Here is a 24,828-nt window from a genome sequence, read left to right as displayed (position 1 = left end):
TGCGTTCAGGCAGGTTCCTGGTTGACGTATTTGGCCCGATCCGGGGTAAACGTCACGATCATGTTCGTGCTGGAACAGGTCAAGGTGCGCTCCTGGGTCAGGTCGATGTCCAGGTCTTCACCGCGCAGGCCCTGCCATTGGGCGAGATATTTGAGGCAGCCGAATTTTTCGTTTTTCTTCAGGCTGCGGCTGACGCCACCTTTCCAGCCCAGCACTGGCAATTCACCGGCCAGGCAGCGTTGCGCCAGTTCGGGAAACTTCATCGCCCGGTCGCGGCCGATTTCCCAGCACTTGATCAGGCCCCGGTCCTGGCCTTCCCAGAGGTCTTCGCGGGACAGGCCTGTTCGGGGTGGGGTGGTGATGGGGCGTTTGATATGAGTCATGTCAGATCCTTGAGTCGGGTTTTTATCGGGCAGCTCCGCTGCACCCGTGAGAGCATCGATCTTAGGAGGGGTTGGCGGGGCTGGCAACTTGAAAGGGGGCGTAACGATAAATGGGCGAATTGCGGTGATTGCTTCTGTGGCGAGGGGGTTTATCCCCGCTGGGCTGCGCAGCAGCCCCCTAAACAGCCAACTCAATCTGCCTGATGCACCGAGGCGCTGGTTACAGGGGCTGCTTCGCAGCCCAACGGGGATAAATCCCCTCGCCACAGTGGTGCGGTGTTCCTACAAAAAAATAGGTGAACCGGAATTTTCTGACGAGTCGCGTCGGTTGCCGGTTCGGAAAGGGTGGGGATAGGCTTTGCCCGTCGCTGCAAAATCAGCGACCGGGTTTGGTCACCCGTCCAATGTCAGGCGCACACGCGCCAACCTCAGCATGTCGGCGCTTTTTTGTGCGCTTGTCGGTATGCTTTGCGGTGGGCTGTGCGCGGGGCACTTTCGAGTGCGCCGGGTGCCTGACTTCCCGGTTGACCAACCTGCGTATAGCCCACCACCTCGTTTGGTCACGAGGCGAGTGAGCTCAACTTCAAGTCAGGAGTTTCACAATGGTCAAAATCACCCCCAACCCTCCACGCGCCGAAGACCTCTCTGCCTACACCACCCTCGATACAAAAAAACTCCGCGAAGCCGCCGACCGCGCGCTGAACATCCACTTGTCGCCCACCCCGCCCAAGCCCGACACCCAGGACGGCCAGGTTTTCACCGTGGTCCCCGGTCTCAACACCGAATCGGTGCTGACCACCCTGAGCGAAACCCTGGCCTCGGCCGATGCGCTGATCAGTGACCTGGGGTTCGAGTTGGAAGGTTCCCGGCGGCATGTTGCGCTGGGGATTCAGCAGTTGATCGAGCTGGCCAGATTGTTGGCCAACCGAGCGTTGGATGATATCGAGCTGGCCGACTCGACACGCTAGCTGGCGCAGTGCTTTTGTGGCGAGGGGATTTATCCCCGCTGGGCTGCGTAGCAGCCCCTCAAGAGTCCCCAATCAATCTGATACACCGGGGTGCAGCTTTTGGGGCTGCTGCGCAGCCCAGCGGGGATAAATCCCCTCGCCACAGTGTGTTCACTCGAAAGTGGTGCCGATCTCGCTCATGGCTGCCAATGATTCTTCTCCCCGCTCAACTTGCGATCCAGGAAGCTCGCCGCGCTGATCAACGCCAGGTGAGTCAGGGCCTGCGGAGTGTTGCCCAGGTGATAGCCGTGGCTGTCGAACTCTTCGGCGTACAACCCCAGCGGGTTGGCGTAGCGCAGCAACTGTTCGAATTCCAACTGGGCTTTTTCCACGCGACCGGCGCGGGCCAGGCATTCGACGTACCAGAACGAGCAGGCCGCGAATGAGCCTTCGATGCCGCTGAGGCCGTCGATGGGGCTGTCGTCGTTGCGGTAGCGATAGACCATGCCGTCGCGCACCAGGCTTTTTTCAATGGCATCGAGCGTCGAGAGCCAGCGAGGGTCGCGGGCGCTGACGAAGCGCACCAGAGGCATCAACAGCATCGAACCATCCAGGGCGGTGCTGCCCAGGCGCTGGATGAAGTGTTGATGTTCGTCGTTCCAGAAGTTGGTCCAGATGTCTTGGTAGATGGCCTGGCGTGTCTCGTCCCAGCGGGCGAATGGGGCGGGCAGGGAGCGTTTTTCGGCCAGGCGGATGGCGCGGTCGACGGCGACCCAGCACATCAGCCGCGAATGCAGGAAATGCTGTTTTTCGCCGCGCATTTCCCAGATGCCCACGTCTTTGTCCTGCCAGACCTTGCACACCTGGTCGACCACCTCGACGGTGTGTTTCCAGCCTTGATGGGAGATGGCTTCGCCGTATTTGTTGACCAGGTACACCGCGTCCATCAGCTCGCCGAAAATATCCAATTGCACCTGTTTGTAAGCCAGATTACCGATGCGCACCGGCTGCGCATTGCCGAACCCGCTCAAGTGCGACAGTTCGGTTTCCGGCAGCTCCAGCCTGCCGTCCAGGCCGTAGAGGATGTTGAGTTTGGTCGGCTGTTCACAACAGTCGCTGACCCGCCCGCGCAGCCAGCGCATATAGGCGTTGGCTTCTTCGACGAAGCCCAGGCGCATGAACGCGTAGACTGTGAACGAGGCGTCGCGGATCCAAGTGTAGCGATAATCCCCGTTGCGCTCGCCACCGCGGGTTTCCGGCAGGCCGAAGGTGGCGGCGGCGAGGATGGCGCCGTGTTTGCGCGAGGTCAGTAGCTTCAGCGCCAGGGCCGAGCGGTTGACCATTTCCCGCCAGCGTCCGCGATAGTTGGATTGGCCGATCCAGCCGCGCCAGAACGCCAGGGTCCGTTCCAGGCATATCGTGCTGACGTCATCCTGAAGCCGTGGGTCGTCGATGCCGCCCAGCAGGAACTCGGCGCTCTGGCCCTGTTCCAGGGTGAATTCGGCCACCGCCGCGTTGCCGTCCAGCGTCATGGACTGATCGGAGCACAAGCGCAGGCTCGGTTGCCCCTGCGCCTCGAAACAGATGTGGGCACCGTCCTGGCGCGCCGTGGTGGCGGCTCGGGCATAGTCGTGACGCACCGCGCAACGCAGGCGAAACGTTGCGCTGCCGATGGTCATGCCCACACGGCGGATCAACACCGGCAGATCATCCTCGCTATCGCCGATGGGCAGCAGGTCGGTGATCTCCACCACGGCGCCGTCGCTCAGCCAGCGGGTTTGCAGGACGTTGGTGTCAGGCAGGTAGATTTGTTGGCGACGGGCATCCGGCAGGTCTGGCGCGAGCTGGAAGATGCCCGCCTCCGGGGTGTCGAGCAGAGAGCAGAAAATCGACGGGCTGTCGAATTCCGGCCAGCAGAAAAAGTCGACACTGCCTCGGTCATTGACCAGCGCAGCGGTGCGCATGTCGCCGATGATGCCGTGGTTCTCGATGGGGCTTTGCGGTTCGTCATGATCAGCCATTGCCGCGAAACCCCGGATAAAGGCTCATCCCGCCATCGATGAACAGCGTGGTGCCCACCACATAATCGGACAAGTCCGAGGCCAGCCAGACCACCGCGTTGGCGACATCCTCCACATCGCCGACGCGACCGTAAGGAATCAGCTCCAGCAGCTTCTGCTCCTGCTCGCCCTCGGTGGCTTCACGGTTGATGGCGGTGCGGATGGCTCCGGGGGCGATGCTGTTGATGCGGATGCGCTGGTGGCTGGTTTCCTGGGCCAGGCTCTGCATCAGCAGATCGACACCGCCCTTGGACGCGGCGTAATTGACGTGGCCGGCCCAGGGAATGCGCTGGTGCACCGAACTCATGTGGATGATCTTGCCCGCGGCCCGGGACACGCCCTGGCGAATGCCCTGGCGGTTGAAGATCCGCAGGGCGGCGCGGGCGCAGAGGAACTGGCCGGTGAGGTTGGTGCCGATCACGGTGTTCCAGTCTTCCAGGCTCATGTCGACGGCGGGCGCGTCTTTTTGCAGGCCGGAATTGGCCACCAGGATGTCCAGCGTGCCAAAGGCTTCGAGGGTCTGGGCGAACAACTGTTCGACCTCTTGTTCCTTCGACACATCGGCACCCACGGCGATGGCACGGCCGCCATTGGCATTGATTTCACGGGCCAGGTCTTGCGCCGGGCCGGCGCTGGAGTGGTAGTTGAGTACCACCGCGGCACCGGCGTCAGCCAACGCCCTGGCCGCGCCTGCGCCAATGCCGGAACTGGCGCCGGTGACCAGGGCAACCTGGCGGGCGAGGGATATCTGCATGGTCTAGCACCTTGAATGGAGGGCCTTACCTGCTGACTGGTGGGAGGTGGGTGGAGTTCATTTGGGTGAAGCAGTCTTCATATTTCAGGTCCAAACACAAACCTGTGGCAAGGGGACTGTGGGAGCAAAGCTTGCTCGCGAAACAGGCGACTCGATTTCCGAAAGACCGCATTGCCTTCATCGCGGGCAAGCCTTGCTCCCACAATCTGCCTGCTACAAAGAATGTTTCTTCAGACCGGCTGTTACCAACCCCGCCCCGAATTCACCCAGAAATTCACCGACAACGACGTCGACACCGACTCCACTTGGTGGAACCAGCCTTCCGGCAAAAACAGCAAATCTCCTGCCTCCAGCGTCACGCGCATGAAGGTCACGTCGCGGGCGTGGGGAAAGCGTTGGTAGTCCGGCGCGTCCGGGTTGAAGTCACAGCCGTCCAGCCCGCCTTGGGGCGCCGTGGACCAGGTGCCGAGGGCTTCGCGGTGGTGAGGCGCGGCGAGGGTGAAGGTTTTCCGGCCCCAGACCTGGGCGAACAGGTTGTCGGTGTCGTCGCGGTGCAGCGGCGTCAGGGTGCCCTTGGGGCCGATCCAGATGCGCGGTGGGATGAACAGCGACGGGTCGAAGTAGGGCGGGTATTTGATCTGCTTCATCAGTTGCGCCGGCAGGATGTTGTTGCCCATGTAGGCCGGCGGTTCGCCGTCGGCGCCCTTGGCCGCCGGGTTGTCGAGGGAGGCGATGAAGTCGGCCATGGAGGTGGAGCGAAAATCCCGCTCGGTGGAGAAGGTCTTCTTCACGTAGTCGCCGTGGCGGGTGATGCCTTGCAGCTCGGCGAAATGCACCAGGGATTCTTCGCGGCTGAGCTTGAACAACGGCCAGTCCTGCAAGGCATCGCCGATGACCAGCGGAGTGCCGTGGGGCAAATACCGTGCCTGGAACTCCTGCACCGAGAGCCCGCTGCGAGGCCGCCGTTCCACGCTGCGTTGGGTCGGCAGGCTGGCGGTGAGTTTTTCGCTGAAGCGCGGCGGGGTGGGGTAGCGCTTGTTCATGTCGACCTTTTCCACCACGCCACCGCCATGCCGGGCATGGTCGATGATCTGCGGCAGCAACGTCGCCAGGCCCATGTTGCCGCCGATCTTCAGGCGACCGCTGGCGAACAGTTCCTCGACATTGGCCATGCCGGCCATGATCCCGAGGAAGTCCTTCTCCGCCACCTCGATGGTGACGTCGGGGCTGGTATGGCGGCCAGCTTCGGTGCGGCTGCTGGCCTTGACCTCGGACCAGTACGCCTGGTGCGGGCCGAACACGAATTGGAAGACGCCTTCGATACCAACGGCGCCGGCATTGGCGAACAGCTTGCCCAGGATGGTTTGCAGGTCCACGGCGGTCACTCTTGCGGGTTTTTGGTCTTAGCAGGTAACGAGGGCCCGGATCAGAAATTTAGGCCCCTCGTCGCTGCGTCATCGACCCTCGCCCTAGCGCGTCGCGACCATGAACACCCGGGGAAATGGCAGCAGCACCGTCCCATCGTCCAGGGCCGGATAAGCCTGTTCGATCGCCTGGAGATAGCGCGTCAGGTACTGCTCGCGTTGCGTCTCATCCAGCGGCTCGAGAAAAGGCCGCAAGGCGCTGCCCTTGAACCATTCCACCACGCCCGCGGCGCCGCCGGCCAAGGGGTGGTGGTAGGTGGTGCGCCACACATCGACACGGCTGCAGTGGGGCTTGAGGATCGAGTAATACATGCTGGGGGCCGCCATCTCGGTCCGCGATTCAGCCGCCGCGGCCAGTTGGCTGGCCCAAGGCCCGTTGGCTGCGATTTCCCGCATCAAGCGGTGGGAGGGCTGGTGCAGGTTGTCGGGCATCTGGATCGCCAGGCTGCCGCCGGGGGCGAGTTTGCCGATCAGCGCGGGCAGCAAGGTGGCGTGGTCGGGCAGCCATTGCAGCACTGCGTTGGCGAAGATCACGTCGAACGGCCCGGGTTCATCCCATTGGCCGATGTCCGCGGTGTCGAACGCCACGGCGGGCAAGCGTTTGCGTGCGGCGTCGACCATGTCGCTGGAACTGTCCAGGCCGCGCACCGTGGCGCCGCTGAAATGCTCCACCAACAGTTCGGTGGAATTGCCCGGGCCGCAACCCAGGTCGATCACCGAACGGGCCTGCGTGGGAGGGATGGCGGCGAGCAGGTCCCGGGACGGACGGGTGCGTTCCTGTTCGAAGGTGACGTATTGCTTGGCGGACCAGCCCATGGCGTTCTCCTGTGCGGTGTGCAGTGATCGAGGTTTCGCCAGTATAAGGTCGGGTGGGAAGATGAACCGAGTTATCGTTCATCGCGGGCAAGCCTTGCTCCCACAAGGTGCCGTCATCTCGTAGCGAACGTAACGGTTTTGACTAATTTTGTGGGTTACGATTTCGTTATCTTCCTTACACGACCGATCGGAGAAAACCGCAGTGACCCAACTGACCCTGCTGTGCCTGCCTTATTCCGGCGCCAGCGCGATGGTGTACAGCCGCTGGCGGCGCACGTTGCCGCAATGGCTGCACGTGCAACCGGTGGAGTTGCCGGGGCGCGGAGCGCGCTTCGATGAACCGCTGCACACCGACATGGGCCCGTTGGCGATGCAACTGGCGCGGGAGTTGTACCCGACGCTCCAGGCCCCGTACGCCTTGTTCGGTCACAGCCTGGGCGCGCTGCTGGCTTGTGAAATCGCTCATGCCCTGCGTGAGCTTGGCAGCCCGGAACCGGTGGCGCTGTTTGCCTCCGGCACCGCGGCGCCGACGATGCGGGCTGACTACGACCGCGGTTTCGCCGAGGCGAAAACCGACGCGGAGTTGATCGAACAACTGCGCACCCTCAACGGTACGAGCGAGGAGATCCTGGCCAACGAAGAACTGATGGACCTGACCCTGCCGATCCTGCGGGCCGACTTTTTGCTGTGCGGACGTTTCCAGCCACGCCAGCGGCCTTTGCTCAACTGCCCGGTGCATGTGTTCGGCGGCACGGCCGACAAGGCCACCACGGAGCAACTGATGGGCTGGCGCCGTGAGACGTCGGGCAGCTTTTCGGTAGACATGCTGGCGGGCGGGCACTTCTTTATCCATGAGCACGAAGCCAAGGTGCTGCGGCTGATCAAGGATCAGTTGAGCGTGCATCATCGGCGCCATGGCTTGGCTATCAGCGCCTGATTTGATTCCCCAGCTCATGCAAATGCAGCCCACATTGACTGGGGGTGATGCATCCTCCCCTGTGGGAGCGAGCTTGCTCGCGATGGCGTCGTGTCAGTCAACTAACCGCAAACTGACCCACCGCTATCGCGAGCAAGCTCGCTCCCACATTGCTCGGTCCCATATTTAGGTCTGCATCCTTTCTGAAATCCCCGCTCTGCTTCTCTTCCTGACACAAATTCCCAAACGCTAATTTTTCTGGTTTGCATTCGTTTCATAGGGACGACTTGCCTTTGTGCCTTGTGCCCACTGATTCCGGATACCTCAGAAATGAATGCTGAAGACGCCTTGAAACTTGCTCGCCGGTTTATCGGGTTGCCCCTGGAAAAGCGCCGGATGTTCCTGGCCGCGTTGGCCAAGGAGGGCGTGGAGTTCAGCGGTTTTCCCATTCCCCGGGGCGTCGAGGCCGAGGATCGCCAGGCGTTGTCTTATGCCCAGCAGCGCATGTGGTTTCTCTGGCAACTGGAGCCGGACAGCAGTGCCTACAACCTGCCGGGAGCGGTGCGGCTCAAAGGTGCGTTGAGCCTGCCGGCGCTGGAGCAAGCCTTCGCCAGCCTGGTGGCCCGTCATGAAACCCTGCGCACGGTGTTCCAGCGCCAGGCCGACGACAGCCTGCTGCAAGTGCCCTCCAGCACCGCGCTGGTGATCGGCCGCAAGGACTTCAGCGCCTTGCCAGCGGCCGAACGCGAGCAGGCAGTGCGCCAGGCCGCCGAAGCCCAATCGCTGCAACCCTTCGACCTGTCCAGCGGCCCTTTGCTGCGGGTCGAACTGCTCACGCTCGATGAGCGGGAACATGTGCTGCTGCTGACCTTGCACCACATCGTCTCCGACGGTTGGTCGATGAACGTGCTGATCGACGAGTTCATCCGTTTCTACGACGCCCATGAAGCGGGCGTTGCCCCGCAACTGGCCGACTTGCCGATCCAGTACAGCGACTACGCCCTGTGGCAGCGGCGCTGGCTGGAGGCCGGCGAGCTGCAGCGTCAACTCGATTACTGGCAAACGCAGTTGGGCGACGAGCACCCGGTGCTGGAGCTGCCAATCGACTATCCACGTCCGGTGCTGCCGAGCTATCGCGGTCGTCGCCTGGAGCACGTGGTGGACGCCGCGTTGGTCGAGCAACTGCGCGGCGTTGCCCGCCAGCATGGGGTCACGTTGTTCATGCTGCTGCTGGGGACTTTCAATATCCTGCTGCATCGCTACACCGGACAAGACGACTTGCGGGTTGGCGTGCCGATCGCCAACCGCAACCGCCGGGAAATTGAAGGGCTGATTGGTTTCTTCGTCAACACTCAGGTATTGCGGGTGCAACTGGACGGCCAGACCCGCCTCGACGACCTGTTGCGCGACATCAAGGAAACCGCCCTCGGTGCCCAGGCCCACCAGGATCTGCCCTTTGAACGGCTGGTCGAGGCGCTGAAGCTCGAGCGCAGCCTGAGCTACAACCCGTTGTTCCAGGTGATGTACAACCACCAGCCGGAAGTGGCCGACGTCACCACGCTGAAAGTCGGCAGCGGCCTGGAGTTGGGCGTCATCGAGTGGGAATCCCGCAGCACCCAGTTCGACCTGAGCCTGGATACCTACGAAAAGGGCGGGCACTTGCACGCGGCGTTCACCTACGCCAGTGACTTGTTCAACCCCGACACCATCGAGCGCATGGCCCGGCACTGGACGCTGCTGTTGCGCAACATCGTCAACGACCCACAGCAGCGTGTCGGTGAACTGGCGTTGTTGGCGCCGGCCGACTATCGGCAGTTGGTGACGGAGTGGGGGCGCCACGACACGACCTGGCCGAGTGAGCGCCCGGTGCATGAGCTGTTCGAGTTGCAAGCTGAACGCAGCCCGGACGCCATCGCCTTGATCTGCGATGGACAACGATTGAGCTATGGCCAGCTCAACGCTCGATCCAATCGCCTGGCGCGCACGTTGGTGGCGGCGGGTGTCGGTCCTGACGTGTTGGTGGGCATCGCCGTCGACCGGAGCTTGGACCTGGTGGTCGCCATTCTTGCCGTGCTCAAGGCCGGCGGTGCCTACGTGCCGTTGGACCCCCAATACCCGGTAGATCGCCTGCGATTCATGATCGAAGACAGCGCCAGCCGTTTGCTCTTGAGCCAAAGCCATCTGCTTGAACGACTGCCTGTGCCCGACGGCGTGCGTTGCCTATGCCTGGATCAGGCCGAGTCCTGGGAGAGCGCTGAGCCAGGCAATCTGCAACGCAAGGTGTGGGCCGAAAGCCTGGCCTACGTGATGTTCACCTCCGGCTCGACCGGACGGCCGAAAGGTGTCGGTATCAGCCACGGTGCGCTGAGCAAGCACGCGTTCGCCTCGCAGTACTATTACGGCTTGAGCCGCGCCGACTGTGTGCTGCAATTCGCGACGTTCAACTTCGATGCCTTTGGCGAGCAACTGTTCGGCCCGCTGACCTGTGGCGCCTCGGTGGTGCTGCGGGGCAACGAGGTATGGGACAGCGAAACCCTGTATCGCCAGATCGTCGAGCAGGGCATCACGGTCATGGACTTGACCACCGCTTACTGGAACATGATCGCCAAGGAATTCGCCGCTGTCGGTCCGCGTGACTATGCGGCGCTGCGCCAAGTGCACAGCGGTGGTGAAGCCATGCCGCCCGAAGGCGTGCAGGCCTGGCGCCGGGCCGGGCTGGAGCAGGTCAAGCTGCTCAACACCTACGGCCCGACTGAAGCCACGGTCACGGCCACCACCCTCGATTGCAGCGATTATGTCTTCAATCGCCGGCCACTGCCGCTGACCTTGCCCATAGGTCAGCCGCTTCCAGGCCGGCATGCCTATCTGCTCGATGCGCACCTCGCACCTACGCCGGTGGGGGTGACCGGCGAGCTGCTGATTGGCGGCGAGTTGCTGGCGCGCGGTTACTTCCAGCGCCCGGCGTTGACCGCCGAACGTTTTATCCCCGATCCGTTTTCCACCAGCGGTGCGCGCTTGTATCGCACCGGCGACTTGGCGCGTTTCAATGCCTTGGGCGAAATCGAATACGTGGGCCGCGTTGACCATCAAGTGAAGATCCGCGGCTTGCGCATCGAGTTGGGCGAGGTCGAAGCACGTTTGCTGGAACTGGCGGCGGTCAGTGAAGCCGTCGTACTGGCGGTGCAGGGCGGCAGCAGCCTGCAACTGGTGGGTTATGTGGTGCCCCAGGACACATCGCTGGTGTCGGCCTCGGCGGATGAACAGGGCGCGGCGCGGGAAACCCTCAAGGCGCAACTCAAGGACCGCCTGCCGGACTATATGGTGCCGACCCAGCTGTTGTTCCTTGGGCAAATGCCGCTGAGTCCCAACGGCAAGCTCGACCGCAAGGCCTTGCCTTCAGCGGATGCCAGCCAACTGCAACAGGCCTTTATCGCCCCTAGCAGTGAACTGGAGCGAGGCATCGCCGCCATCTGGCAGGACGTGCTCAAGCTTGAACAGGTCGGCTTGACCGACAACTTTTTCGAGCTGGGTGGCGACTCGATCATCTCGATCCAGGTGGTCAGCCGCTCGCGTCAGGCCGGGATCCATTTCACCCCCCGTGACCTGTTCCAGCATCAAACCGTGCAAGGCCTGGCGAGCGTCGCGCAGCAGGGCGGCAGTGGGCTGGTCATCGATCAGGGACCGGTCATTGGCGAGCAGCCGTTGCTGCCCATCCAGCAAGTGTTTTTCGAGGACGCCATTGCCCAGCGTCACCACTGGAACCAGGCGGTCTTGTTGCGCAGCCATCTAACGTTGCAGGCACCGGCGCTGCTACAGGCCCTCAACGCACTGCTGGCGCATCACGATGCCTTGCGTTCGCGCTTCATCGAAACCCCTGACGGCTGGCGTGCAGAGGTGGCACCGATCGCGGTCGATCCTGAGTTGCTGTGGACGGCGGACAACCTGAACACCGCCGAGCTGGAAGCTCTCTGTGTCAAGGCCCAGCGCAGCCTCGACCTGCAAAATGGCCCGCTGCTACGGGCGGTGCTGGCGAGCATGGCCGATGGCAGCCAACGTTTGTTGTTGGCCGTGCACCACCTGGCGGTGGACGGCGTGTCGTGGCGCATCCTGCTGGAAGATCTGCAACGGGCTTATCAACAGGCCAGCGCTGGCGCCGTCATCAAGTTGCCGGCCAAGACCAGCGCCTACAAGGCCTGGGGCGAACATTTGCGGGCCTACGCCAGCACTGAGAGCGTGCAGGCCGAACTGACGTTCTGGCAGCAGCAACTGCAAGGCGCTGTGGTCGATCTGCCGTGGGATAACCCCCAAGGCAGCCGGCAAAGCCGTTACGCCAAAGTGCTGCACAGCCGTCTCGACAAAACCCTCACCCAGCAATTGCTGCAACAGGCTCCCGCAGCGTATCGCACCCAGGTCAACGACCTGCTGCTGACCGCCCTGGCACGGGTGATCTGTCGCTGGACCGGGCATGCCGACACCTTGATCCAACTGGAAGGCCATGGCCGCGAAGAGTTGTTCAGCAACGTCGATCTGACCCGCACGGTCGGCTGGTTTACCAGTCTGTTCCCAGTGCGGCTGACCCCGGCCGATAGCGTGGGTGCCGCGATCAAGCAGATCAAGGAACAGCTGCGGGCGATCCCGAACAAGGGCATTGGTTTCGGTGTGCTGCGCTACCTTGGCGACGACACTTCACGGGCCCGTCTCAAGGCCTTGCCATTGCCGTGCATCACCTTCAATTACCTCGGCCAGTTCGATGGCAGTTTCGATGCCCGGGAAGGGGCGCTGTTCAGCCCCGCGGGCGAAAGCGCTGGGCTGGAGCAGAGCCTTGATGCGCCCTTGGACAACTGGCTGGGTGTCGAAGGCCAGGTCTACGACGGCGAGCTTGACCTGCGTTGGACGTTCAGCCATGAGCAATTCAACGAGGCGACCGTCGCCCGCCTGGCCGATGACTATGCCCGCGAACTGGAAGCGCTGATCGACCATTGCTGCCAGGCCGATGCCATGGGCACCACGCCGTCGGACTTCCCGCTGGCGCGCATCACCCAGGTGCAGTTGGACGCGATCCCCGTGCCGGCTGCCGCCATTGAAGACATTTATCCCCTGTCGCCGATGCAGCAAGGCATGCTGTTTCACACCCTGTACGAGCAGGGCACCGGTACCTACATCAACCAATTGTGCGTGGATGTCGATGGCCTGGACCCCGAGCGCTTCCGTGCGGCGTGGCAGGCGACCATGGATGCCCATGAGATCCTGCGCAGCGGCTTCATCTGGCAGGGCGAGTTGCAGCAACAGTTGCAGATCATCCACCGCTGTCTGGCGCTGCCCTACACCGTGCTCGATTGGCGCGAACGCCATGACGCCGCCCAGGCCCTCAAGGATTTCATTGCCGCTGACCTGGCCCGGGGCTTCGACCTGACCCAGGCCGGGCTGCTGCGGGTCACGCTGATTCAACTGAGCGATGAGCGTCATCACCTGATCTTCACCAACCACCATATTTTGATGGATGGCTGGAGCAGCGCGCAGATGCTCGGCGAAGTCCTGCAACGTTATGCCGGTCAACAACCGCCGCGCCCGGTCAGCCGCTACGCCGATTACATCCAGTGGTTGCAGCGCCAGGACGCCGCCCTTAGCGAAGCGTTCTGGCTGGAGCAACTGGCCGATCTGCAGGAGCCGACCGTGCTCGCGAACGCTGCGGCGGCGAGTGCTGAAGTGCGCAGCGAAAGCGGCCACGCGCTCAAGCATTACACGCTGGCCGCGCCGCGCACGGAACGGCTCAACGCGTTCGCCCGCCAGCAGAAAGTCACCGTCAACACCCTGGTGCAAGCGGCGTGGCTGTTGCTGTTGCAGCGTTACACCGGCAGCGCCTGTGTGGCGTTCGGCACCACCGTGGCCGGGCGGCCGGCGGAGCTGGTGGGCATCGAGCAACAGGTCGGTCTGTTCATCAATACCTTGCCGGTGATCGCAGGCTCCCGCCCGGACCAGACGGTCGCGGCCTGGCTGGCCGCCGTGCAGGCACAGAACCTGAGCTTGCGCGAGTTCGAGCACACGCCGCTGGCGAGCATCCAGCGCTGGGCCGGGCAGGGCGGTGGTGCGCTGTTCGACAGCCTGCTGGTGTTCGAGAACTTCCCGATTTCCGCGGCGTTGCAACGTGGCACCGCCCAAGGTGTGGTATTCGGCGAAGTTGCCAACCAGGATCAGACTCACTACCCGCTGACCCTGGGCGTGACCTTGGGCGAGACGCTGGCGCTGCACATGAGTTTCGACCAGGCGCATTTCAGCGTCGCGACCATTGAGCGCCTGAGTGCGCAACTGTTGCACCTGCTGGAGCGCTTTGCCGACTCCGGCGAGCGTTGCCTCGGTGAGATCGCCCTGGCCAATGACGAGGAGCACAGGGCGCAACAGGCTGCCAACCACCCGCAGCCATACCCGACCGACATCGCCGTACACCAGCGCATCGCCCATCTGGCGGCGCTCAAGCCCGACGCGACGGCGGTGATCTTCGACGGCCAGCGGTTCAGCTATGGCGACATCGACCGGCGCGCCAACCAGTTGGCCCACGCCTTGATTGCCCGTGGCGTGGCCCCGGAAACCCGGATCGGCGTGGCCCTGCCGCGCAGCGAAGGGGTGATTGTCGCACTGCTGGCGGTGCTCAAGGCCGGTGCGGCCTATGTGCCGCTGGACACCAGTTACCCACGGGAACGCTTGGCCTACCTGATCGAGGATTCGGGGCTGGCGCTGTTGCTCACCGATTCCCGAGTGTCGGCGCAATTGCCGCTGGAGGGCGCCGATCAAGTGCTGGAACTCGATCGCCTGGACTTGAGCCTGCAATCGGCAGATGCACCGTCGGCCAGCGTCGATCCGCAGAACCTCGCTTATGTGATCTACACCTCTGGTTCCACCGGCAATCCCAAAGGTGTGAGCGTGGCCCATGGTCCGCTGGCGATGCATTGCCAGGCCATCGGTGAGCGCTACGAGATGCGCGACAGCGATTGCGAATTCCATTTCATGTCCTTCGCCTTCGACGGTGCCCATGAGCGCTGGCTCACCAGCCTGACCCACGGTGCCTCGCTGCTGATTCGCGATGACAGCCTATGGACCCCGGAGCAGACCTACAACGCGATGCGCGAGCACGGTGTGACGGTGGTGGCGTTCCCACCGGTGTACCTGCAGCAACTGGCCGAACACGCCGAGCGCGAGGGTAACCCGCCGAAGGTGCGCATCTACTGCTTCGGCGGCGACGCGGTGCCTAACGCCAGCTTCGAACGGGTCAAGCGGGCCCTGGATCCGGACTTCATCATCAACGGCTACGGCCCGACCGAAACCGTGGTCACCCCGTTGATCTGGAAGGCCGGTCGCGAGGTGGCGTGTGGAGCTGCCTATGCGCCCATCGGCAGCCGCGTTGGCGACCGCAGTGCCTATGTGTTGGACGCCGACCTGAACCTGCTGCCCCAAGGCATGGCCGGTGAACTGTACCTCGGCGGCAGTGGGCTGGCCCGGGGTTACCTGAACCGTCCGGGCCTGACCGCCGAGCGTTTTGTCGCCGATCCGTTCAGCACTGAAGGCGGCTTGCTGTACCGCACTGGCGACCTGGTGCGCCAGCGCGCCGACGGCACCTTCGATTACCTGGACCGCATCGACAACCAGGTGAAGATCCGTGGCTTCCGCATCGAACTGGGTGAAGTCGAAGCCAGCCTGCAAGCCCTCGACGGCGTGCGCGAAGCGGTGGTCGTGGCTCAGGAAGGGGCAGCTGGCAGTGGCAAGCGCCTGGTCGCCTACGTGGTGGCCGATGAGTCCGTGGGTGATGCTTTCGCCGAGCTCCTGCGCGAACAACTCAAGGCGACCTTGCCGGCGCACATGGTCCCCGCCTATCTGCTGCTGCTCGACCGCCTGCCGCTGACCCCCAACGGCAAGCTCGACCGCAAGAGCCTGCCCAAGCCCGATGTCAGTCAACTGCAGCAAACCTACGTGGCACCGCGCAGCGCTCTGGAACAGCAACTGGTGTCGATCTGGCAAGAAGTGCTCAAGCTCGAGCAAGTGGGCCTGCGGGACAACTTCTTCGAACTGGGTGGCGATTCCATCGTCTCGATCCAGGTGGTCAGTCGCGCACGGCTGGTCGGTATCCATTTCACGCCGAAGGATTTGTTCCAGCACCAGACCATCGAGGCCCTGGCCGCCGTGGTACAGACGGGCGCGCCTGTGCAATTGATCGACCAGCAACCCGTGACCGGCGAAACCGCACTGTTGCCGATTCATCAATGGTTCTTCACCCAGTCGATCCCCGACCGCCATCACTGGAACCAGTCGGTGATGCTCAAGCCGACCCAGGCGTTGGATGCCCAGGCGCTGGAACGGGCCTTGGATGCGCTGGTCGTGCACCACGACAGCCTGCGCCTGGACTTTATCGAACAGGGCGAAGGTTGGATCGCGCGTTATCGTGATGTCGAGGGGCGCCGGCCGCCGGCACGCTGCTCTGGCAAGCCGACGTCACCGATCTCGCTGCACTGGAAGTGCTGGGCAACCAGGCCCAGCGCAGCCTGCGACTGGAGGGCGGGCCGCTGATCCGTGCGCTGCTGGCGAACCTTGCCGATGGCACGCAGCGGCTGTTGCTGATTGTCCATCACCTGGTGGTGTGGACGGTGTGTCCTGGCGGATTCTGTTCGAAGACCTGCAAAGTGCTTATCGCCAGACCCTCGCCGGCGCGGCGGTGCAACTGCCGGCCAAGACCAGCGCGGTCAACGCCTGGACTGCAGCATTGCAGGGCTACGCCGCCAGCGCGCCCTTGCAGGCTGAGTTGGGCTTTTGGCAGCAACAGTTGCAAGGCGCCTCGGCGGGGTTACCGTGGGACAATCCCCAGGGCGGCCAGCAACACCGCCAAGCCGTGACGATCCGCACGGCACTGGATAAAACCCTCACCCGGCAACTGCTGCAGCAAGCCCCGGCGGCCTATCGCACCCAGGTCAACGACCTGCTGCTGACGGCGCTGGCGCGGGTGATCGTGCGCTGGACCGGTGATGACAGCGTGTGGGTGCAGCTCGAAGGCCACGGCCGTGAGGATCTGTTCACCCACGTCGACCTGAGCCGCACCGTAGGCTGGTTCACCAGCCTGTTCCCCGCGAAACTGACCCCGGCTGCCGATCTTGGCGCCTCGCTCAAGCAGATCAAGGAACAACTGCGCGCCATCCCCAACAAGGGCATTGGCTTCGGGGCCTTGGCGCACCTGGGCGATGAACATGCGCGTCAAACCCTTCAAGGCTTGGCGAAACCGCAACTGACCTTCAACTACCTCGGTCAGTTCGACGGCAGTTTCGATAGCGCCGACGATGCCTTGTTCGTGCCCACCACCGAACGCGGCGGTGAAGAAGTGAACCTGCAAGGCCCGCTGGGCAGCCCGCTGGCCCTCGACGGCCAAGTGTTCGGCGGTGAGCTGGACTTGAGCTGGACCTTCAGCGGCGACCTGTTCAATACCGCGACCATCCAGCGTCTGGCCGATGACTACGTGCAAGAACTCACGGCGCTCATTGCCCATTGCTGCGACAGCCACAGCGGTGGCGTGACGCCGTCGGATTTCCCGCTGGCGCGGCTGACCCAGGCGCAACTGGACACCCTGGTCCGACATCCCCAAGCCATCGACGACCTCTATCCGCTGTCGCCGATGCAGCAGGGCATGCTGTTTCACTCCCTACTAGGGCAAGGCAGCGGCGACTACATCAACCAGATGCGCCTCGATATCGAGGGCGTCGATCCGCAACGCTTCCGTGCGGCTTGGCAAGCGGTGGTCGATGCCCATGACATCCTGCGTACCGGGTTCTTCTGGCAGGGCGACCTGGCGCAGCCGGTGCAAATCGTCCAGCGTCAAGTCGAGGTGCCGTTCCGTGTGCTCGACTGGAGTGAGCGGACTGATATCGAGGACGCCCTGCAAACGGTTGCCGACGAAGAGCGTGCCCAGGGTGTGGAGCTGACCCTGGCGCCGTTGATGCGCCTGGTGCTGGTGCGCACGGCGACTGATCGGCATCACCTGATCTACACCAACCATCACATCCTGATGGACGGCTGGAGCAGTGCGCAGTTGCTCGGCGAAGTGTTGCAGCACTACCGCGGTGACAGCGTGGCCCGTCCGGCTGGCCGTTATCGCGATTACATTGCCTGGCTGCAACGCCAGGACGCGAGCCTCGGCGAAGGATTCTGGACGCAACAGTTGCGCACGCTGGACGAGCCGGTGCGCCTGGCCCAGGTGTTTGCGCGCCCGGCGCAGGACGTCTCGGCGAAGCTGTACGGCCATCACCGCATACAGCTGGATGTGCAGCAGACCCAACGCCTGGCCGAGTTCGCCCGGGAATCCAAAGTCACCGTCAACACCCTGGTGCAAGCGGCCTGGCTGTTGCTGTTGCAGCGCTACACCGGCAAGGCCAGCGTGGCGTTCGGCGCGACGGTGGCGGGGCGGCCGGCGGACCTGGTGGGCGTCGAGGGCCAGATCGGTCTGTTCATCAACACCTTGCCGGTCATCGCCAGCCCGCGTCCGGAACAGAGCCTGGGCGACTGGCTGCACAGCGTCCAGGCGCAGAACCTGGCCTTGCGCGAGTTCGAGCACACGGCGCTGTTCGATATCCAGCGCTGGGCTGGCCTGGGCGGCGAAGCCTTGTTCGACAACATCCTGGTGTTCGAGAACTATCCGATTTCCGAAGCCTTGGAGCAGGGTGCGCCTGAAGGCTTGCGTTTCGGTGCCGTGGATAACCTGGAACAGACCAATTATCCGCTGACCCTGCTGGTCAGCCTCGGTGCCGAGTTGGCGGTGCAGTTCAGCTACCAGTGCGCCAGTTTCACCGAGGCCTCTGTCGAGCAGATCGGCCTGCACCTGCAACGCTTGCTGCTGCAAATGACCGACGCCGGGCAACGTTCCTTGGGCGAGCTGAGCTTGCTCGACGAGCGCGAAACCCGCCAGCACGTGCAAGGCTGGAACGCCACCGCAGCCAGTTATCCACAGGCGCGTTGCGTCCATCGGCTGTTCGAGGCCCAGGCCCGCCAAACGCCGGATGCCACGGCGCTGGTGTTCGCCGAGCAGGCGCTGAGCTACGCCGAACTCAATGTCCGGGCCAACCGCCTGGCCCATCGTTTGATCGAACAGGGCGTGGTGCCCGATCAATTGGTCGGTGTCGCGCTGGAGCGCGGCGTGGAGATGGTTGTCGCCTTGCTGGCGATCCTCAAGGCCGGTGGCGCCTACCTGCCACTGGACCCGGCGTTCCCCCAGGACCGCCTGGCGCACATGATCGAGGACAGCGGCATCGAACTGCTGCTGACCCAACGTTCGCTGCTCAACCAGCTACCGCTATCCGGTGGGAGCGAGCCTGTGGGAGCAAAGCTTGCTCGCGATGGCGGTGGTTCAGTCAATGGTGATGGTGGGTGTACCGACGCTATCGCGAGCAAGCTTGGCTCCCACAGGCTATCCCCCACAGGGGCCGGGGTTGGGGTCGAGACATTGGTGTTGGATCAGGAGGGTGACTGGCTCGACGGTTATGCCTGCGAGGCGCCGACGACGCGTCTGGATGCGGAGCACTTGGCCTACGCGATCTACACCTCCGGCTCCACTGGCAAGCCCAAGGGCGTGATGGTGCGACATGGGGCGCTGGTGAATTTCGTCGCCAGCATGGCCCGCGAACCGGGCATCACGGCCGGTGATCGAGTACTGTCGCTGACCACGTTTTCGTTCGATATCTTCGGCCTGGAACTGTACGGCGCGCTGCTGAGCGGTGCCTGCGTGGTGCTGGTGGACAAGCAGAGCGCTCACGACCCCGAGGCGCTGCTCAAGACCATCGACCGGCAACAGGTCAGCGTGGTCCAGGCCACGCCGTCGACCTGGCGCATGTTGCTCGACCACCCGGCGTCCGCCTTGCTGGCCGGGCGCAAATGCCTGTGCGGTGGCGAGGCGTTGGCCGAGGACCTGGCCGAGCGGCTGCTCGATGTCGCCGGCGAGGTCTGGAACCTGTATGGCCCGACTGAAACCACCATCTGGTCAGCGGCCTACCGTTTGACTGAAGAGCAACGCGTGCCGTACCTCGGCCGGCCGATTGCCAACACGTCGCTGTACATCGTCGGCGATCATTTCGCGCCGAACCCGGTCGGGCTGATCGGCGAACTGCTGATTGGCGGCGACGGCCTGGCCCGGGGTTACCACGACCGGGCGGCGCTCACCGCCGAACGCTTCCTGCCGGACCCGTTCGGCAACGGTGCGCGGGTGTACCGCACCGGTGACCTGGCGCGCCAGCGTGGCGACGGCGTGATCGAGTACAACGGTCGGGTCGACCATCAAGTGAAGATCCGCGGTTTCCGCATCGAACTGGGGGAAATCGAAGCCTGCCTGCTGGCCCAGGACGCGATCCGCGAAGCCGTGGTGGTGCCCCAGCAAGGGCCGGGTGGCCTGCAGTTGGTGGCCTACCTGATTGCCGCCCATCCAGAGACTGCGGAACCTGCGACCCTGCGCGAAACCCTCAAGGCGCAGCTCGCGCCGTTGCTGCCCGACTACATGATGCCGGCGCATTGGCTGTTGCTCGAACGCTTCCCGCTGACCCCCAACGGCAAGCTCGACCGCAAGGCCCTGCCGCTGCCGGACGCCCGGCAACTGCTGCGTGCCTACGTGGCGCCACAAGGCGCGCTCGAACAGGGCATCGCCGACATCTGGCAAGACGTGCTCAAGCTCGAACGGGTAGGGCGCGACGACAACTTCTTTGAACTGGGTGGGCATTCCCTGCTGGCGACGCAAGCGACGGCGCGCCTGCAAATGCAGCAAGGCGCCGCGGTGCCCCTGGACTTGCTGTTCAGCACCACGTCCCTGGCCGACTACGCCGCACAACTGGCAGCCCACCTGACCCCTCACTCCAGCGCCGACCTGAGTGAGATGCATGATTTCCTGGCAGACCTGGAGACCCTTTGAATGACTCAGCTCGATAACCTGTCTCTGGTTCAGCGATTCATCCGTTTACCGCTTGCCCAACGGCAAGCGTTCCTGCACAAGCTGCACAGCAAGAACATGAGCCTGGCGGCGTTGCCGATCCCGGCGATGCGCGACGAATTCGAGACCCTGGACCTGTCCTACGCCCAGGAGCGCCAGTGGTTTCTCTGGCAACTGGACCGTCACAGCGCCGCCTACCACGTGCCCACGGCGCTGCGCCTGCGCGGTGCCCTCGACCTGCCCGCGCTGCAACGCAGTTTCGACGCCTTGCTGGCCCGTCACGACGTGCTGCGCACGGTGTTCGTCGACAGCCCGCAAGGACCCCAACAAGTGGTGCAGGCGCGTTTGAGCCTGGCGATCGAGCCGGAAGCAGCGGATGAGGCCGCGCTCAAAGCGCTGATCGACGACGAAATCTGCGGGTTGTTCGACCTGCAGCAAGGACCGTTGCTGCGGGTCAAGCTGCTGCAATTGGCTGCCGACGACCATGTGCTGGTGCTGACCCAGCACCACATCATTTGCGATGGCGCCTCCGCACGGATCATGGTCAACGACCTGGTCCAACTTTACGCCGCCCACCGCAGCGGTCACGCACCGACCCTGGCACCCTTGCCGATCCAGTACGCCGACTATGCGATCTGGCAGCGCAAATGGATGGAGGCCGGCGAGCTAGAGCGACAGCTGGCCTACTGGACCGAACGGTTGGGCGATGGCGGCGAAGTCCTGCCGTTGCCAACGGACCGCCCGCGCCCGGCACGGCAAAGCCATCACGGCGCACGCCTGGACCTGCGCTTCGACGCCGGGCTGACCCAGGGCCTGAAACACCTGGCCCAGCGCGAAGCCTCGACGTTGTTCATGGTCTTGCTGGCGTCGTTCCAGGCCTTGTTGCACCGTTACAGCGGCCAGTCGGACATCCGTGTCGGCGTCCCGGTCGCCAACCGCAATCGCCCGGAAACCGAAGGCCTGATCGGCTTTTTCGTCAACACCCAAGTGCTCAATGCCCAGGTGCGGGGCGATCTGCCTTTCGCGCAATTGCTGGCGCAGGTCAAGCAAGCCTCGCTGGGGGCGCAAGCCCATCAGGACCTGCCGTTCGAGCAGTTGGTGCAGGCCCTGGCACCGCAGCGACAGGCGAGCCACAGCCCGCTGTTCCAGGTGATGTTCAACCACCAGAGCGGCGGCACAGCCCAGGCTCTGCAACTGCCGGGGTTGCAGGTCGAGAGCCTCGACTGGAGCTCCCACACTGCCCAGTTCGACTTGACCCTCGACACCCACGAGACCGACGGTGAGCTGGCCGCGTCCCTGAGCTACGCCACTGACCTGTTCGACGCCAGTACTGTGCAACGCATGGCCGAGCATTGGCAGAACCTGCTGCACGGCATTGTCGCCAACCCCCGGCAACGCATCGGTGAGCTGCCACTGCTAACGGCCGCCGAGCAAAAGCAACACATCGCCCAATGGAACCCGGCACCGCGCAGCTTCCCAGGTGAGGCCTGCCTGCATCAGCGCATCGCCGAACAGGCGCGCTTGCGTCCTGGTGCCGTCGCTTTGCGTTTCAACGCCCAAACCCTGACCTACGGCGAGCTCAACGCCCAGGCCAACCGTCGCGCCCATCAGTTGATCGCCCACGGCGTCGGCCCGGATGTACTGGTGGGGCTGGCGGCCGAGCGGGGTTTCGACATGCTGGTGGGCCTGTTGGCGATCCTCAAGGCCGGCGGTGCTTATGTGCCGCTGGACCCGACGTATCCCCAGGATCGTTTGGCCTACATGATGCAGGACAGCGGCATCCGCTTGCTGCTGACCCAAGCGGCCCTGGTCGATCTATTGCCGGTGCCGGATGGCGTGCAGACGCTGCTGCTGGATGCTGATGTCAGTGCGTTTGCCGACAGCGATCCGCACGTAGCAATGGACGCTACGAATCTCGCTTATGTGATCTACACCTCCGGTTCCACCGGCAACCCGAAAGGCACCTTGCTGCCGCACCACAACGTGCTGCGCCTGTTCGAGGCCACCGCGCCATGGTTCAACTTCGGCGCGGCGGATGTCTGGAGCCTGTTCCATTCCTACGCGTTCGACTTCTCGGTCTGGGAAATCTTCGGCGCGCTGCTCCACGGTGGCGAGCTGTTGATCGTGCCATACGACATCAGCCGTTCCCCACAGCAGTTCCACGAGTTGCTGTGCGACGCCGGGGTGACGGTGCTCAACCAGACGCCCTCGGCGTTCAAGCAATTGATGCACGAAGCCTGCGCTGATGACCGGGCCAATGCCTTGCGTTACGTGGTGTTCGGTGGCGAGGCGTTGGACGTCAAGTCCCTGCGCCCATGGTTCGAGCGTTTCGGCGACGCGGCGCCGCAACTGATCAACATGTATGGCATCACCGAAACCACCGTGCATGTGACCTACCGTCCGCTGTCGCTGGCGGACCTGGAGCAGGACGCCAGCAGTCCGATTGGCGAACCGATTGCCGACCTGTCGTGGTACTTGCTGGACGGTGATTTGAATCCGGTGCCGAAAGGCTGCATCGGAGAGTTGTACGTCGGTCGCGCAGGCCTGGCCCGGGGCTACCTGAATCGCGGCGACCTCACGTCGTTGCGGTTCATCCCCGACCCGTTCGGCGACAGCGGCGCACGCTTGTACCGCACCGGCGACCTGGCGCAGTACCGCAGCGATGGGGTGATCGAGTACGTCGGTCGCATCGACCATCAAGTGAAGATCCGTGGATTCCGCATCGAACTGGGCGAAATTGAAGCGCGCCTGAACACCCTGGCAGCGGTGCGCGAAGCGCTGGTGCTGGCCCAGGAAGGGCCGAGTGGGCAGCAACTGGTGGCTTACGTAATCCCGGTCCACACCACCGAAGACCCAGCCAGTCTGCGCGAGCAGATCAAGACCCAGCTCAAGGCCGAGCTGCCGGACTACATGGTGCCAACGCACCTGCTGTTCCTCGAACAATGGCCGCTGACCGCCAACGGCAAGCTCGACCGCAAGGCCTTGCCAATCGCAGACGCCAGCCAGATCCAGCAGGTCTACGTGGCGCCACAAAGTGAGCTGGAACAACAGATCGCGGCGATCTGGCAGGACGTGCTCAAAGTGGAGCGGGTCGGCTTGAGCGACAACTTCTTCGAGCTGGGCGGCCATTCGCTGCTGGCGACGCAGATGGTCTCGCGCATTCGCCAGGCCCTCGGCCTGAACCTGCAACTGCGGCAGTTGTTCGAGAACGCCAGCCTGGAGGCCTGTGTGGCCGCGCTGGTGGACGGCGACGAGGCACGGCCGGCGAGCATCCCGCGGCTTGCCCGGGACGAGGCGCGGCTGCCGCTGTCCTACGCCCAGCAACGCCAGTGGTTCCTCTGGCAGATGGAGCCCGACAGCGCGGCGTACCACATTCCGGCGGCGCTGCGGATTCAGGGCGATCTGGACCTGGAGGCCTTGCAACAGAGTTTCGCCGCCCTGGTGCAGCGCCACGAGAGCCTGCGCACCACCTTCGTCCAGGTCGATGAGCAGGCGTTCCAAGTCATTCATGGGCAGATGAACCCGGTCGTGATCCCGCGCAGATTCTCGACGGTGGCAACGAACAGATCCAGGCCTTCGTCCGCCAGCAGATCGCCGAGCCATTCGACCTGCAAAACGGCCCGCTGCTGCGGGTCGGCCTGTTGCGGGTGGCGGCCGACGAGCATGTGCTGGTGCTGACCCAGCACCACATTGTCTCCGATGGCTGGTCGATGCAATTGCTGGTGCAGGAACTGATCCAGGGGTATGCCGCGTGCAGCCAGGGCGAGCCCTTGGCACTGGCCGAGCTGCCGATCCAGTATGCCGATTACGCGGTGTGGCAACGTCAGTGGATGGACGCCGGCGAACGGGAACGGCAACTGGCGTACTGGACCGATGTGCTAGGGGGGGAGCAGCCGTTGCTGACGCTGCCCACCGACCGGCCGCGCCCGACCCGGCAGAGCTTTGCCGGCGCCCGCCTGGCTATCGACTTACCGCAGGTTCTGGGCCAACAACTGCGACAGCTGGCCCAGCGCGAAGGCAGCACGTTGTTCATGGTCTTGCTGGCGTCGTTCCAGGCCTTGCTGCATCGCTACAGCGGCCAGTCGGACATCCGTGTCGGCGTGCCCATCGCCAACCGCAACCGGGTGGAGACCGAAGGCCTGATCGGCTTCTTCGTCAACACCCAGGTGCTCAAGGCCGAGGTCGATCCGCAGCAGCGTTTCAGTGCGTTGCTGGCGCAGGTCAAACAGGCGGCCATCGGCGCCGAGGCCCATCAGGACCTGCCGTTCGAGCAACTGGTCGAGGCCCTGCGGCCTGAGCGCAACCTGAGCCACAGCCCGTTGTTCCAAGTGTTGTACAACCACCAGAGCGTCGCGCGCCAGGCACTCCCGGCGCTGCCCGGACTGGTGATCAAGACCCAGGACTGGGAAAGCCAGACCGCCCAGTTCGACTTGACCCTCGACACCCTGGAAGCCGAGGGTGAACTCAGTGCGGCGCTGACCTATGCCACTGACTTGTTCGACGCCAGCACCGTGCAACGCCTGGCCGAGCACTGGCTGAACCTGCTGCACGGCATTGTCGCCGATCCTCGCCAACGCGTTGGTGAATT

General features: G+C 63.8%; 9 protein-coding genes and 1 pseudogene (1 of these 10 cut by a window edge). 5 read left to right on the top strand and 5 right to left on the bottom strand.

Features of this window, described 5'->3' with window-relative positions; genetic code table 11:
• Positions 1-5 precede the first annotated feature (5 nt).
• Complete coding sequence (locus PSH84_RS23875; RefSeq protein ID WP_305481910.1) at positions 6-383, bottom strand: hypothetical protein; 378 nt, start codon at positions 381-383, stop codon at positions 6-8.
• A gap of 602 nt (positions 384-985) precedes the next feature.
• Here PSH84_RS23875 and PSH84_RS23870 point away from each other — a divergent pair.
• Positions 986-1,351: a DUF6124 family protein gene (locus PSH84_RS23870; protein WP_305481909.1), complete on the top strand. Its 366-nt coding sequence runs from the start codon at positions 986-988 to the stop codon at positions 1,349-1,351.
• A 176-nt stretch (positions 1,352-1,527) separates the two neighbouring features.
• On the opposite strand, the gene PSH84_RS23865 is transcribed toward PSH84_RS23870, so the two are convergent.
• The 4 genes from PSH84_RS23865 to tam all read right to left on the bottom strand — a co-directional run bounded on the left by PSH84_RS23865 (position 1,528) and on the right by tam (position 6,384).
• Positions 1,528-3,351, bottom strand: a complete 1,824-nt coding sequence (locus PSH84_RS23865) for a glycoside hydrolase family 15 protein (protein ID WP_305481908.1) — start codon at positions 3,349-3,351, stop codon at positions 1,528-1,530.
• Positions 3,344-4,144 (bottom strand): glucose 1-dehydrogenase, encoded by an 801-nt coding sequence (locus PSH84_RS23860; RefSeq protein WP_122569492.1) that lies wholly within the window; start codon positions 4,142-4,144, stop codon positions 3,344-3,346. The genes PSH84_RS23865 and PSH84_RS23860 overlap by 8 nt, the downstream gene beginning before the upstream one ends.
• A 242-nt stretch (positions 4,145-4,386) precedes the next feature.
• Positions 4,387-5,520 carry a cupin-like domain-containing protein gene (locus PSH84_RS23855; protein WP_122569493.1) on the bottom strand — a complete coding sequence of 378 codons (1,134 nt, stop codon included), beginning with the start codon at positions 5,518-5,520 and terminating at the stop codon, positions 4,387-4,389.
• 93 nt (positions 5,521-5,613) lie between these two features.
• Entirely contained in the window at positions 5,614-6,384 is a 771-nt protein-coding gene (gene tam, locus PSH84_RS23850; protein ID WP_305481907.1) for a trans-aconitate 2-methyltransferase, read from the bottom strand.
• Between the two features lie 202 nt (positions 6,385-6,586).
• Here tam and PSH84_RS23845 point away from each other — a divergent pair, with 202 nt between their 5' ends.
• The 4 genes and pseudogenes from PSH84_RS23845 to PSH84_RS23830 form a co-directional block, all read left to right on the top strand.
• Positions 6,587-7,321, top strand: coding sequence for a thioesterase II family protein (locus PSH84_RS23845; protein WP_305481906.1), 735 nt, complete (start codon positions 6,587-6,589; stop codon positions 7,319-7,321).
• 309 nt (positions 7,322-7,630) lie between these two features.
• Positions 7,631-15,856 (top strand): non-ribosomal peptide synthetase, encoded by an 8,226-nt coding sequence (locus PSH84_RS23840; protein WP_439800539.1) that lies wholly within the window; start codon positions 7,631-7,633, stop codon positions 15,854-15,856.
• A 79-nt stretch (positions 15,857-15,935) separates the two neighbouring features.
• Positions 15,936-20,222, top strand: coding sequence for a non-ribosomal peptide synthetase (locus PSH84_RS29120; protein WP_439800538.1), 4,287 nt, complete (start codon positions 15,936-15,938; stop codon positions 20,220-20,222).
• Positions 20,223-24,828 (top strand): annotated as a pseudogene (locus PSH84_RS23830) (non-ribosomal peptide synthase/polyketide synthase) (it continues 9,649 nt past the right edge of the window). It abuts the gene before it with no gap.

It is taken from the genome of Pseudomonas beijingensis (assembly GCF_030687295.1).
GTDB lineage: Bacteria > Pseudomonadota > Gammaproteobacteria > Pseudomonadales > Pseudomonadaceae > Aquipseudomonas > Aquipseudomonas beijingensis.
The sequence above is the reverse complement of the archived record's forward strand: the minus strand, read 5'-3'. Positions and strand labels throughout refer to the sequence as shown.